Genomic DNA, 13,774 nt, shown 5'->3' on the forward strand with positions numbered 1-13,774 from the left:
GCGGGGTGTAACTAAATCGCATGAGCAGTACGTACGGTACCTTATTTAAAATTTCTACGTTTGGTGAGTCGCATGGCCCAGGGATTGGCGTCGTTATTGACGGTTGCCCCGCTGGATTGTCTTTTGACGCTGATTTTATTCAACACGAACTGGACCGCCGAAAACCGGGGCAGTCGCGGATAACGACCCAACGGCGCGAGGCCGACGAATTCGAAGTCTTATCGGGCGTATTCGACGGAAAAACCCAGGGAACGCCCATTGCGCTGCTCATCCGGAATACGGACCAACGTAGTAAAGATTATGGCCATATCGCCGAACAGTTCAGGCCCTCTCATGCCGATTATACGTATCAGACCAAGTATGGTTCGCGCGACTACCGGGGCGGGGGCCGCTCGTCGGCGCGGGAGACGGCCGCGCGGGTCGCTGCGGGCGCAATTGCCAAGCTTCTGCTGGCGCAACAAGGCGTGCAGATTCAGGCGTACGTATCGCAGGTAGGAACGCTTAAGCTCGAAAAACCCTATCAGGCGCTAAACCTGGCCCTTGCCGAAGAAAATGCCGTTCGCTGCCCAGATCCCGATACGGCCGAACAGATGTTTCAGTACATCGACGAAACCCGCAAACGGGGCGACTCAATCGGCGGTGTTGTTGATTGTGTGATTACAGGAGTTCCGGTGGGTTGGGGTGAACCCGTCTTCGATAAACTCCATGCGGAGTTGGGGAAAGCTATGCTCAGCATTAACGCCGTAAAAGGCTTTGAATACGGCAGCGGTTTTGCCGGGGCCGAATTGTACGGTTCGGCACACAACGACGAATTCTATACCGACGAATCCGGACGCGTGCGTACCAAATCAAATCATTCGGGCGGCATTCAGGGCGGTATCAGCAACGGAGAAGACATTTTCTTCCGTACGGCGTTCAAACCGGTAGCTACCATCATGCAGGATCAGGACAGCGTAGATGTACACGGGCAGCCGGTAACGGTCTCGGGAAAAGGACGCCATGATCCCTGCGTGGTGCCACGGGCCGTACCCATTATTGAAGCGATGGCCGCACTGGTACTGGTTGATATGATGCTGCGGAACAAAGCGGCCCGGATCTAAGGCTTTTTTCTGAAAACGGCCTGCATGATCGCAAACCCCAGAAAGCCGAAACCCACAGCCTGGCTGGTTATGCCAATGCTTAATAATACGCCCGTGCCTTCCCACTGGTGGTTGTTACCGTAAGCGCCAAGCAGGGTTAGCACAATCCCGGTTAGCCAGAAACCAGCCGCCAGCAGGATGAATTTATTTTTTATCGTGACCATACTTACGTTATTCTGAAGTTGCCGTTTCGTTTGTTCCTATACCTGTTGACGTTGCTTTGCTGGCTGATGCCCTGCCCTAGTTCGGCTCAACCGCTTCAACGGTACAGTTTTCACCGTGGTCTGATGGGTACACAGTTCAATGTGATTCTGTACGCGCCCGACAGCCTGACCGCCCAACACGCCTATACGGCTGTTTCGGCCCGGATGGATACGCTGAATCAGATCATGAGCGATTATCTGGACGGCTCCGAAATCAATCGTCTGTCCGAAACAGCGGGTTCGGGCCGTTGGGTTCCGGTTTCGGCCGAGCTATTCGAGGTACTCCGGAAAGCAGACCAGATCGCTTCAGTGTCTAATGGACGTTTCGATCCGACCGTTGGGCCATTGTCGTTGCTTTGGCGCAGGGCAGTCAGACGGCATGAGTTCCCGAATGCCAAAAAACGTCGCGAGGCTCGACGGGCAGTTGGGTATAAAGGAATGGAGCTAGATTCTGTGACTCGTTCGGTGAAGCTTCGCCGGGCAGGTATGCGGTTAGACGTTGGCGGGATTGGACAAGGCTTTGCGGTAGATGAAGCGTTGCAGGTGCTGCACAGGTTTGGCTTACGATCCGTGCTGATTGATATAGGCGGTGATGTGCTGATCGGCGAAGCGCCCCCCAACCGCGAAGGCTGGCGGGTTACTATTAGCTCCCTCAAAAACGGTAAAATTGATACGTCGACGGTCGTGATTAAGCATGCAGCCATTACGACTTCGGGGGATACGTACCGGTACCTTGAACATTGGGGAAAACGCTACTCACACATTATGAATCCGAGGTCAGGGCTGGGGCTTTCCCATTTTGTGCAAACGACCGTGATGGCTCCGCAGGGCTACCGGGCTGATGCGCTGACGAAGGTGTTCAGCGTAGCGGGACTGCGAAAAAGCCGTCGGCTGGTAAAGCGGTTTCCGGGTGTGCAGGTGTATATGCTCGAAAACAAAAACGGCCGACTACGTAGCTGGCAATCTGCTACTTTTAATCGGTAAGGTTGTCCCCAAGCTTTCTCACTTATTTTTTGGCTGTGTTCTGGTAATAGCGCTGCACAAAACCAATCCAGTCGGTTTCGGTTGACGGAATGTTAACATCAGGAGCGAAGCCTACGTTGTCAATGCGAAATTGACGAACCCAGCCATTACGTCCCCAGGGCACAGCCAAATTAAATCTACCATCGCACAAATCGAAGTTCTGATCGCTTCCGTAGTCCATTACTCCATGTGTATTGGTGCCGAATAAGGTTACTTTCTTACTCTGCTTACCTTCAAACACAAAAAATTCGGTCGAGCTGGCGCAGCCTTTGTCGATTAGAAACGCAATACGCTGAGGTGCTGCTGTTGGGGAGACTTCTACCGTACGCGTCAGGTCCTCGCCTTCGCGTACCATACCCCCAGGTTTTGCTTTTAAATCACGTAATAGCTGCTTTGCCCGCTGGTAGAAAAAAGCGTTGGCAACGGTATCTTTCTGATAGCTTTCCAATTCTTTGGTTGCTGCCTTTATGCGCTCATCGCTCGAACGGTAGTCCCACGCTGGATAAACAATCGGATTTGTGTAAATCAGCTTGATCATCTCGTCGGAAGTGCTGGCATTACCCCCGCCGTTTCCGCGCAGATCAAAAATCAGGTTGGGCGTGTTGGCCAATAAACTAACATTGGCACGTAGCAGACTGTCTAATTTATCGACTTCACGCTGATTAAATACGGCCAACTTCACGTAGACGTATTCCTTGTTTAAGGGCTTCAACTCGACCAGGTCTGTCCGATCTTTGTATGCTTCTGCTGACGTAATGGGCTTAGCAGCCGATTCATTCCAGAGGATGAAAACATGGCTGTCTCTGAAGAAGGAAGTGTAACGTTTCAACACATCCCGGCATTCGCGCTGCGTTTTGGCTTGCTTCGCTTTTAGTCTGGCGGTTCGTAGTAGCTGTTCGTAAGAAGACCGTGTGGCAGTCGTTACCTTATCATCAAAACCTGCATAAATACGGCTGACCTTGTCAACCGTTTCTTCAAGGATAACCGGACACGAGCAAGTTGGAGCTAATGCTTGGTGCTGCGCTGTCGTGTTTTGAGCAACTAGTAAGATAGGGATGGCGTAAGAGAGAGCCGCAAATAGAACGAGTACGATACGTCTCATAATCAAGCTTGCATCGCAATGAAATCAACCGCTCTTAACAGATCAAGAGCGGTTGATTATCAAGCACATTATACCGTTACTGTTTTGCCTGGTACGGCAATCTGATACAGGCCGTTGGCATCGGGCTGACTTTTGGGCATGGCGTCCCAGGCCAGTTTGTCGGGGAAAAGATCAATTTGTGAGTTAAGCGCTTCTTCCCATTTCACCGTCTTGCCTGAATACGTCGCCATGCGGCCCATAATAGCGGTCATCGTGCTTTTAGCACCGTTCTCGGCATCCGCAAACTTATACTCGCCTTTGGCAACAGCGTCGAACAGTTCATCGTGCTCAATCTGGTAGGGACTAGCGTCACCTTTGCTCGTATACGTAAACAGGGGCTGACCGTTGTAGCCTAGCAGACTGGAGCTTTTTTTCTCCATCCCTTCAATCTTGCCTTTCGTGCCCAGGAACAGTTCATCTACCCGGCTGTACGTACCTTCGTAGTGGCGGCACTGGCTATTGATGGTGGTGCCATCGGCGTAGGTAAAGTCGACGATGTGGTGATCGAAAATCTCGCCGTCGTCCTTGCCATTGCGAACCTGGCGCCCACCGGTTCCCTGGCAGGAGACCGGATAGCCTTTCTTCACCCAGTTCGCTACGTCGATATTGTGAATATGCTGCTCGTTGATGTGATCGCCACAGAGCCAGTTGAAGTAATACCAGTTGCGCATCTGGTAATCCATTTCCGACTGATTCGGTTTGCGGGGTTTGTGCCATACACCACCGCTAACCCAGTACACCTGCCCGCCGACAATATCACCAATGGCTCCGTCGTGAATGCGCTTAACCATTTCGCGGTAGCTGGGCTGGTAATGGCGCTGTAAGCCGACAACCACGTTCAATTTTTTCTTTTTAGCTTCTTCGGCTGCGGCCAGCACTTTCCGAACTCCCGGCGCATCCGTCGCTACGGGCTTCTCCATGAATATCTGCTTGCTTTGCCGAACGGCTTCTTCAAAATGAGAAGGCCGGAAACCTGGAGGAGTGGCCAGAATGACAACATCGGCCAGCGCAATCGCCTGCTTGTAGGCATCAAAGCCAACAAACTTGTGGTCTTCCGGAACGTCGAGTTTCGAGGATCCGTCGGGTGCTTTCAGGTTTTTAGCCTTCAGAAAGTTGGTAATGTTCTGATACGAATCGTCCAGACGGTCGCGGAACGCGTCGGCCATGGCTACAACTTTTACATTCTGTTTGGTGCTTAGTGCCTGCTGAGCGGCACCCGTACCCCGTCCGCCACAACCTATGAGGGCTACCTTGATCGTATCGTTGGCCGAAAAATGGTATCCCACAGATTTGGCAACGCCAGCCTGGGCGGCAAAAGGCAAACTGCTTAGAATAGCTCCGCCGGTTAGCAGACCCGAAGTTTTCAAAAACTCACGACGGTCCTGGTTCGATTCGTTTGTCATGTACGTAAAAGTATCGGTTGAAAAGTAAGATGCTGACTACGTAAAGACCAGACATTCGCGGATTTACTTGAATCAAGCAGTTGGCGCAATGCCGTTCTCAAAACTCTTGGCAAGAGGGTCGGTGTAATTCACAACTAGGTAAAATGTCACCGTTGGTTGACTTGTTAATGACAAATTATCAAATTATAGCTTTGGAAAGCCTGTAATGGCCAAAAAAAATTAATTAATAGCAAGATTATTTTGTACAGAAGTCAGAGTTATCCGTAAGTTTAGCACCAGAGAGATAAACTCATTACCTACCACTTCTTACCAGATTAATTATGCGTAAACTATTTACGAATTCTCTACCCTACCTGTGGCTGTTCTGTCTTGTAAGTTTAAGTGCTTTCGCTCAGACACGCATTGAAGGGAAAGTGACCGATGATACTCAGAATCCTCTGGCCGGTATCAGCATTGCGGTGAAAGGAAAGGTTGTTGGTACCATAACCGATTCGAAGGGTAACTTTTCATTAACGACAAATACCGAAACGCCGTTTACGATTGCGGTATCGGGAGTTGGCTTCCAAACGCAGGAGTTTACAATCACGAGTAGCAACCGCAGCTTAAATGTTGCCCTGAAAGAGCAGGTTCTGGTTGGTCAGGAAGTGGTTGTGTCGGCCTCGCGCGTCGAAGAAAGCGTATTGAAATCGCCCGTTTCGGTTGAGAAGCTGGATCTACGGGCTATTCAGAACACGCCCGCGGCCAGCTTTTACGATGGACTGGCGAACGTCAAGGGTATCGACGTAGCTACGCAGGGGCTTCTGTTCAAATCCATCAATATGCGCGGCTTTGGCGCTACGGGTAACCCACGCACGGTACAGCTCATCGATGGGATGGACAACTCAGCGCCGGGCTTAAACTTCCCGATTGACAACATCGTGGGTATTCCTGAACAGGATGTAGAAAGCGTGGAAATTCTACCGGGGGCCGCTTCGGCGCTTTACGGCCCTAATGCCATTCAGGGGCTGATTCTGATGAATAGCAAAAGCCCATTCTTGTACCAAGGGTTAAGTGCAAATGTGAAAACAGGAGCTATGCACGCGGATAACCGTACGACGGCAACGACCGGCTTCTACGATGCGTCGGTCCGGTATGCGAAAGCGTTTAACAATAAGTTTGCCTTCAAGGTGAATTTGTCGTACATCAAAGCCCAGGACTGGCAGGCAACCAACTATACGGACTTAAACCATCCTGGTATTACTGCATCGAGACCGGTTTCTACTGATCCCAGCCGTGGTCCCGGAACGCCAATCAATTACGACGGGATGAACGTGTATGGCGACGAAAATCAGCAGAATATGCGTACCATCGGCCAGGCGCTCGTTGGTGCGGGCGCACTACCTGCTTCAGCACTCGGCATCCTGCCAAATGTAAACGTGAGCCGGACGGGCTTCCGCGAAGTGGATCTGGTTGATTACAACACCAAAAGCCTGAAACTGAACGGCGCTCTCCACTACCGACTGTCCGAAAAAGTGGAAGCGATCGCTCAGGTAAATTATGGTTTCGGTACAACGGTCTATACGGCCAGCGGCCGTTATTCCCTACGGGATTTCAGCCTTACGCAGGCGAAGCTCGAACTGCGGGGTGACAACTTTACGTTGCGTGCCTATACCACGCAGGAGCGGTCGGGTAAGTCCTACACATCCGGCTTAGTCGGTGTAGCTATGAACGAAGCCTGGAAGCCGAGCGCTACGTGGTTTGGTCAGTATGTAGGGGCCTATGCGCAGGCGCGGGGTGCCGGACAGGATGATAATGCCGCTCAGTTGACGGCGCGGGGTGTTGCCGATCAGGGTCGGCCTGTACCCGGAAGCGACGCGTACAATACGCTTTACGAACGCGTTCGTAACCTGCCAATTAATCAGGGCGGGGGCGCTTTCCAGGACAAGTCGAATCTGTACCACGTTGAAGGCGTTTATAACTTAAAAAACCAAATCAAGTTTGCCGACGTATTGGTTGGGGCGAACCTGCGCCAGTATCAATTGGGCTCAGAGGGGACTTTGTTTGCCGATCAGGTAGAGGGACGTAACGGCCGTATCGGCATCACCGAATACGGTGCGTTTGCGCAGATCAGCAAAACCCTGCTGAACAATCACCTGAAACTAACAGCGTCCACCCGTTACGACAAAAACCAGAACTTCGATGGGCAGTTTACCCCACGGGTATCGGCTGTTGCTACGTTCGGCGACCACAACTTCCGGGTTTCCTACCAGACCGGTTTCCGGATTCCAACGACGCAGAACCAGTACATCGATCTTCAAACACCGCTGGCCCGGCTCATTGGCGGCTTGCCCGAGTTCTATGATCGCTATCAGCTAGCAAATTCGTATTCACGGACGAACGTAACGGAAGTGGGTAACGCCATTCTGGCTACGGCGGCAAATCCGGCTACCCAACAGCAGGCTGTCGCGTTGATTACCCAACAGGTAACCGCTCAGGTAACTGCTCAGGTGCAGGCGGCTGTAGCGGCCGGTCAGATTCCTGCCGCGGCTGCGGCCACGGTCATTCAGCAGCAGGTAGCGGCCAATGCTCCAGCGGCAATTCAGGCAAATGCAGCGACTGTGGTTCAGGGATTAGCCATACTGGGCAACATTGGTAATCTAAAGCCATACCAACGTAAAGAATTTAAGCCGGAGCGCGTGGCGAACTACGAGATCGGCTACCGGGGGATTTTCGGTAAGAAGCTGTTTGTTGATGCCTACTATTATTACAGTGTCTACAATAATTTTATTGGAAGCGTTGTGCTGATTCAACCTACGGCACCCGCTGCCGCTGGATTGCCTGCTGCGTCGGGCGTACTGACGGGAAGCACCCGTCGGGTATTCTCGGTGCCGGTTAACAGCAGTGAGCAGATCACCGCTTCGGGTTGGGCGATTGGACTGAACTACGCCTTGCCGAAAGGATACGGGCTGTCGGGTAACATCGCGAACAATACGCTGAACAACTTCAAACCTTCGGATGAGTTGCAGACCTCCGGCTTTAATACGCCGAAGTATCGCTGGAATGTAGGCTTTAACAAACGGGCAATCGGCAACTCCAACATTGGGTTCGCGGTTACCTTCCGCCATCAGGATGAGTTTGTTTGGGAAGGGTTTGGGCAGCCAACTGAAGTAGGCGTACCGCTTTACGGGAACTCGATTGTACCCGCCATCAGTAACCTCGACGCGCAGGTGAATTACAAAGTGTCCAGCATCAAATCGATAGTGAAAATAGGTGGAACAAACCTATTCGGAAAACCTTACTTCCAGGCGTTTGGCAACCCGTACATCGGCTCTACGTATTACATCAGCCTGACGTTCGATCAATTGCTAAACTAAGCGGCTCTTGCTGCTGATGACAAAAAAGGCTTTCCCTGCGGAAAGCCTTTTTTGCTCAGGGAGCATTACGTCTACTGATTGCCGTTGCTGCCGCCCTGCGGGTAGCTGTTACCACCGGCCTTTTTACCCGATGCACTGCCCGAGGGCGTGCCTGCCTTGCCAGCTCCGGTTGGCTGAGGATATCCGGTACTTACATTTTTATCGCTTGTATTGGCTTCCTTCCGGGTAGCGGCCGTTGACGTGGGACGCTTGGAACCACCCGTTGAACCAGAGGTGGAGTTCTGATCTACTTTGGCTCCGTATTTAGGAGTGCCGTTGCTCGTCAAACCACCGTCACTAGCCGTACCGTTCTTGGTGCTTTTCGGCGCGTTGACCTGAGCGGCCTGCTTTGTGCGAGTTTCTTTGGCACCACCTGCCGATGGTACGCTCGCTGAACCCTGCGAAGTGCTGCCCTGCGTGTTGGTTGGCGACGTTGGCGACAGGTTGCTGTTACCGTTGCGGCTTACACCGGAGGCCATTTTGCCGCTGCCTTTCCGCTGCATTCCTTCTACCGAACTAGTATTGGCATCTGTGGTTTTACCTTGCTGCGAAACCACGCCATTGGTGCTGTTTTTAGCGGATTTACTCTGAGCACTGGCGCCCGTAATTAATCCGGTCACAAGCACTACACTGAGAAATACGGACTTTTTCATAACGTTATCGTGTAAGTTTATCGAATTACTAGTCTATCAACCCCTGGCCATAGCATTTGTTTGGAAATAACCGGCAAACGGCTCCGCGGCTCAGCAGACTGTAAAAAACGGGTGTATCGTCTGATTAAACGAACTTTTCGGCTGCGCTAAACCGTTGGCCAATAGTCCTGTCACTCATTTCTCCGGACTGCAATCTGGCACGCTTTTGATTGATTCTACCTCCTCCGAACAACTTCCTGATGCCTCGTCGGACCCTTCGGCTCTGCCCCGACGGCTGAATCTGCTGCAAGGCACCGCGCTGAACATGATCGACATGGTCGGTATTGGCCCGTTTGTCGTGATGCCGCTGGTGATCAAAACAATGGGTGGCCAGCAGTTTCTGTGGGCGTGGGTACTCGGAGCGTTTGTGTCGCTGATCGATGCGTTCGTCTGGGCTGAACTGGGCGCGGCCTTTCCGCAGGCGGGTGGAAGCTACAACTTTCTGAAAATTTCGTACGGCCCTCAGCGCTGGGGACGTCTGCTTTCGTTTCTGTACGTCTGGCAAACGCTCATACAAGCGCCGTTGGTGGTTGCATCGGGAGCCATTGGGTTTGCGCAATACGCGTCGTATCTGATGCCGCTCGACGAATGGCAGCGTAAGGCGGTATCGGGCGGGGCGGTGCTGATCATTATCATCCTGCTTTACCGAAAAATCGACTCGATTGGCAAGATTGGCCTGGTGATGTGGGGCGCTGTCCTGCTGACTTTAGGCTGGATCATCATCGGCGGACTAACTGGCGGCCATATTCCCCTGAGCGAAACCTTGTCTTCGGCCGGGTCGATCAGTGGCGGTTTGCTGGCCGCCGGAGTAGGGCAGGCTTCAGTAAAAACCATTTACTGTTACCTGGGCTATTATAACGTTTGCCACCTGGGCGGTGAAATTCAGCGGCCGGCGCGTAACATTCCGGCCAGTATGTTTATCTCAATCGTGGGTATTGCCGCACTTTATTTGTTGATGAACCTGAGTGTAGTTAGTGTCGTGCCCTGGCAACAGGCTCAGAACAGCGAGTTCATTGTCAGTACGTTTATCGAAACGCTGTATGGCCCCAGTGCGGCCCGGCTGGCAACCATTCTGGTGCTAATCGTTGCGTTCTCTTCGTTGTTTGCGGTGTTGCTGGGCTACTCCCGAGTGCCCTATGCGGCCGCGGTTGATGGACAGTTTTTCAAGATTTTTGCCCGGCTGCATCCCACCCGGCAGTTCCCCTACGTATCGCTGCTGTTTCTGGGGAGTCTGGGTTTTGTATTCAGTCTGTTGTTTCGGCTCGGCGACGTAATAACGGCTATTCTGGCCATGCGGATTGTCGTGCAGTTCATTGGTCAGGCCATTGGGTTGTTGTTGCTTCATAAACGCGCTGCGATCAATAAACAGGAAAACGAAGCGTCGAAATCAATACCGTTTCCGTTCCGAATGCCTCTGTATCCGCTACCGGTTCTGCTGGTGATCGGCGTATGGACATTTGTCTTTATCTCAACCGGGCTCACTTTTGCGCTTTCCGGACTAGCCGTCATTGGCTTGGGGACAATCGCGTTTCTGCTGGTAGCCACGCTACGTAAGCAATGGCCGTTTAGCCAATAAGCTCGTGATGAGTTCTCCTTATAGCGGCACGCGTAAATCGACCCAGGCAACATCGTCTTCACCATTCAGATTATTCGCCGTTGGGGTAGTAGCGCCCGGCACCGAGTCGGGATCAGACGCGCTTGCTGACCATATCTGAGCTGCGTTCCGGATAACGCCGGTCGTGGCTGGACTTGCCGTGAATACCAACTGCGCCGACTGCCCCGTGGCCAACGGAGCAATCGGACCTTCGAGGACGCTGTACCCGGCCGCCGTGCTTACGATGCTCATACCCGACGGTGTTGCTTGCAGCGTCATGCCTCGTAACGTATCACGTACGACTGCCGAAGCGCTTAAACCGCCTGTGTTGGTAACGATGAGGGTAAACGAAACCAGCTCATGCAGCGTAGCGACTCGTTTGCTGGCGACCATACTAAGTGAGAGGTCGGCTTTAGCGGGATCAGGTGGGGGCTGATTCGACGCAGCTAGCGGCAACGGAACCTGGTTAGGATTAGGTGATACAAGCAACGGTCCGCCACCGGTCTGCGTGCGGATATCAACTAAGGCGCTGTCATCCTCGCCATCGCCGGTACCAGAGTCAGGCCGAGAATCGGGGTCAGGCTGGTCGGTTGCTATAATCTGAGCTGCGTTGAGGTATGTACCCGGTTGCGTAGGCCGAAGCTGATACGAAAAGGTTATGGATTGACCCTTTGCCAGCGATAAACTGGAAGCCCCGGTTACGGCTGTAGCAGAGCTCATAATACCAGGGCCACCACCAACGAAGCTGAGGCCCGTTGGGAGCCGGTTCTGCCAGCGTATTCCCGTGGCCGTATTGGGGCCTTCGTTATAAACCGTTAGCGAATAACTGACGGGTTCGTGCAACGCCGGAAGCCGGTCACTGGTTCGCATGTACAGGCTTAGATCAGCCACAGACTTACTCACTACGTTCAGGACGTAATCTTCAGTTTCTCCGTATGAATACAACCCGCAGGGATCAGTTGGAATCTGGTTATAAGCCACGATGATGCGTATGGTCAGCGGACCCGCTGTCAGGTTAGCAGGCAGGGTTAGCTGACCCGAAACACTGCCCTTGACCGTCGCGGGCGTCTGGAACAACAGCTCATTCCGATCCGTCTCAAACAGCCCGTTGCGGTTTAAATCAACCCAGATGCTCATGCCTTCCTCATAAACTGAGCTGAGTAACGTAGCAGTAAACGAATACGGCTGACCTGCCGCAACGGTTGCCGACGTAGGGGTTGAATTGTATCCCTCAGGCGAGCAGCCTGACCGCTGACTGACAACCGTATTGTTGATTGCAAATCCATTCAGGCCATCGCTGTCCGTGCAGGCAATACTGCTGTAGTTTGGACGGCAGGGGGGCGTTTGGATCGTTACGACCGAACTGATGCCGCCTGTGGTGGCATTCGACGGTTTGACCCGGTAATAATAGACCGTGTAACTAGCTGCTTTAGAATCAATAAAAGACGTCGTGTTCGGTCCAACACCGCCGATCGGCACGAAACCTGACGTAGCGTTAAGCGATCGTTCAATAAAGTAACCCATTTCGTTGGTACCGTTGTCTCGCCAGGTCAGCGTAACGCGCCCGCTTACTATAGTGGCCGCCAGATTATCGGGTGCAGTAACGGCCGTTGGCGGACAGTCCAGTGTGTAGGATGTGTGGGTTTGACGTAGGGCCAGACCCGCCTGCATCCGACTGTATTGCCCCGGCGTAAACTCATGCGTACACGGAAAATAATACGACATGATGTTGCTCATGGACGGCATATACGGATTTCCCTGCGCGTCGACCGCGGTGCCGTTGTAGACCTCACAACCGTTTGAAATGGTGGTTGTCGCATTCGGCAGTCCATACGGGTCTGCGGGCGTATCACAAAGTTCATCGCCTTCGGTTGTGCAGTTCGCCCCGGCTCCTCGGGTAACCAGTTCTTTGTTGTTACTCGTGCTGGCGAACGTATGCAGTAAACCAAAGTTGTGGCCTAGTTCATGGGGTATGAGTCGGTTCCCTAAATCGGCTTCATCGCCGTTTAGAATAAACGAACGGGTTGATTGTCGGGTATCCGCACTCGGAAAATAACCGTAGCCGCCCAACGTATTGGTATCAAAGGCATTGACGTAATACTGATTCAGCGCGTTAGCGGCATCCCGACCGTTGATGCTGGCTTCGTTGAATGCTGGAAAGCCATTAAACAGTGCATCGTCATTGATATAATCGGGCGTCGTGCCGCAAAAGTAAAACTGGATTCCACTGCCATTTTGCTGGTAATAACTGTTCGCAATCGCGATGATTGTGTTTAGCTTATCCAGGGTCATGCCATCAGTCCCGTTACTTCGGCGAATGATATGCGGTCGAATGGGAACGTAGACAATCGCGGACTGCGCGCTAGTGGCTCGTTTGGCACGTAACGCAAAAGCCGCCTGACTGCTCATGCCACTACGTTCTGACTCGGGTAGGTCGGGGGTAGCGCAGACAAGCGGTTTGAAGCGCTGTGCAACGAGCGGCACCTGAATCAATACGCCAAGAAGTACAAACAGTAAACGTGATATGCGCATAACGTTGCCAGCAAGCTTTTATGTTACTTATATTTAAATAAAATAACTATTTGATAAACAATTTACTGAATTTGCTAACAAGAAGATTGAGTGATATACTTTATTTAGCCTGTAACCTTTAGCCTTGTCAAAAGCAGACGATTGATGGCGTGGGGCTTATACGTAAAATGTTGTAATTTTGACTATCTTCAAGACCATTGAAGGTCAATTCACTACGTAAGTAAAGTTGGTACAGGGCGACAGTTGTCCGCTCAGCACACATGAAACAGGTAATCGCGCTACTATTGACAGTGCTGGTATTTACCGGGAACTTGCTTCCGCGGATGAGTACTGAGCAGGTAGCACAACTGCCTGAGTTGATGGCGCATTATCACGAACATCAACGTGAAGAAGGTTGCGATCTGGCGTTTTGGGCGTTTCTGATCGAACATTACGTACTGGATTCGCACCACGACAAAGCGCCCAATCATAGCCACAGCCGCTTGCCCGCTACTGATAACCAATCGTCTACCTACGACTTCACACAGTTATTTCGGCTGGTTTATAAACCGTTTGTGACCGAGTTGCTGGCTGCTGCCGTTTTTCACATCCGCCCTATGACGGGCCAGCAGGTGTTCACGCCCTTATTTCAACCGCCCCGTCTGTAAATCTGCCT

The 13,774-nt window shown here is 52.3% G+C and carries 10 protein-coding genes; 5 read left to right on the forward strand and 5 right to left on the reverse strand.

Translation table 11 applies throughout. The annotated features are described in order from the left end of the window. The first annotated feature begins 20 nt into the window (after window positions 1–20). Complete coding sequence (gene aroC / locus ACYVIY_RS15025) at window positions 21–1,100, forward strand: chorismate synthase (protein WP_460977184.1); 1,080 nt, start codon at window positions 21–23, stop codon at window positions 1,098–1,100. On the opposite strand, the gene ACYVIY_RS15030 is transcribed toward aroC, so the two are convergent. Then, window positions 1,097–1,303, reverse strand: coding sequence for a hypothetical protein (locus ACYVIY_RS15030; protein ID WP_460977185.1), 207 nt, complete (start codon window positions 1,301–1,303; stop codon window positions 1,097–1,099). The two genes, aroC and ACYVIY_RS15030, sit on opposite strands and share 4 nt — an antisense overlap. A gap of 123 nt (window positions 1,304–1,426) precedes the next feature. Between ACYVIY_RS15030 and ACYVIY_RS15035 the strand changes: the two genes are divergently transcribed. Then, the gene (locus ACYVIY_RS15035; protein WP_460977186.1) at window positions 1,427–2,326 is read left to right on the forward strand and encodes an FAD:protein FMN transferase; all 900 of its coding nucleotides are present in this window, start codon (window positions 1,427–1,429) and stop codon (window positions 2,324–2,326) included. Between the two features lie 22 nt (window positions 2,327–2,348). On the opposite strand, the gene ACYVIY_RS15040 is transcribed toward ACYVIY_RS15035, so the two are convergent. Together ACYVIY_RS15040 and ACYVIY_RS15045 are read right to left on the reverse strand one after the other, a co-directional pair. Then, window positions 2,349–3,467 (reverse strand): S41 family peptidase, encoded by a 1,119-nt coding sequence (locus ACYVIY_RS15040; protein ID WP_460977187.1) that lies wholly within the window; start codon window positions 3,465–3,467, stop codon window positions 2,349–2,351. A 68-nt stretch (window positions 3,468–3,535) separates the two neighbouring features. After that, window positions 3,536–4,909 carry a Gfo/Idh/MocA family protein gene (locus ACYVIY_RS15045; protein ID WP_460977188.1) on the reverse strand — a complete coding sequence of 458 codons (1,374 nt, stop codon included), beginning with the start codon at window positions 4,907–4,909 and terminating at the stop codon, window positions 3,536–3,538. A gap of 320 nt (window positions 4,910–5,229) precedes the next feature. Here ACYVIY_RS15045 and ACYVIY_RS15050 point away from each other — a divergent pair, with 320 nt between their 5' ends. Next, entirely contained in the window at window positions 5,230–8,262 is a 3,033-nt protein-coding gene (locus ACYVIY_RS15050; RefSeq protein WP_460977189.1) for a carboxypeptidase-like regulatory domain-containing protein, read from the forward strand. A 71-nt stretch (window positions 8,263–8,333) separates the two neighbouring features. Here ACYVIY_RS15050 and ACYVIY_RS15055 read toward each other — a convergent pair whose 3' ends face one another. Next, window positions 8,334–8,954, reverse strand: a complete 621-nt coding sequence (locus ACYVIY_RS15055; protein WP_460977190.1) for a hypothetical protein — start codon at window positions 8,952–8,954, stop codon at window positions 8,334–8,336. 205 nt (window positions 8,955–9,159) lie between these two features. Between ACYVIY_RS15055 and ACYVIY_RS15060 the strand changes: the two genes are divergently transcribed. Continuing rightward, the gene (locus ACYVIY_RS15060) at window positions 9,160–10,569 is read left to right on the forward strand and encodes an APC family permease (RefSeq protein WP_460977191.1); all 1,410 of its coding nucleotides are present in this window, start codon (window positions 9,160–9,162) and stop codon (window positions 10,567–10,569) included. An 18-nt stretch (window positions 10,570–10,587) separates the two neighbouring features. Here the strand turns inward: ACYVIY_RS15060 and ACYVIY_RS15065 are convergent, their stop codons facing one another. After that, window positions 10,588–13,119, reverse strand: coding sequence for a GEVED domain-containing protein (locus tag ACYVIY_RS15065; protein WP_460977192.1), 2,532 nt, complete (start codon window positions 13,117–13,119; stop codon window positions 10,588–10,590). Window positions 13,120–13,379: 260 nt separating this feature from the next. Between ACYVIY_RS15065 and ACYVIY_RS15070 the strand changes: the two genes are divergently transcribed. Continuing rightward, window positions 13,380–13,766 carry a hypothetical protein gene (locus tag ACYVIY_RS15070; RefSeq protein WP_460977193.1) on the forward strand — a complete coding sequence of 129 codons (387 nt, stop codon included), beginning with the start codon at window positions 13,380–13,382 and terminating at the stop codon, window positions 13,764–13,766. Window positions 13,767–13,774 lie beyond the last annotated feature (8 nt).

The organism is Spirosoma knui (genome assembly GCF_054780635.1).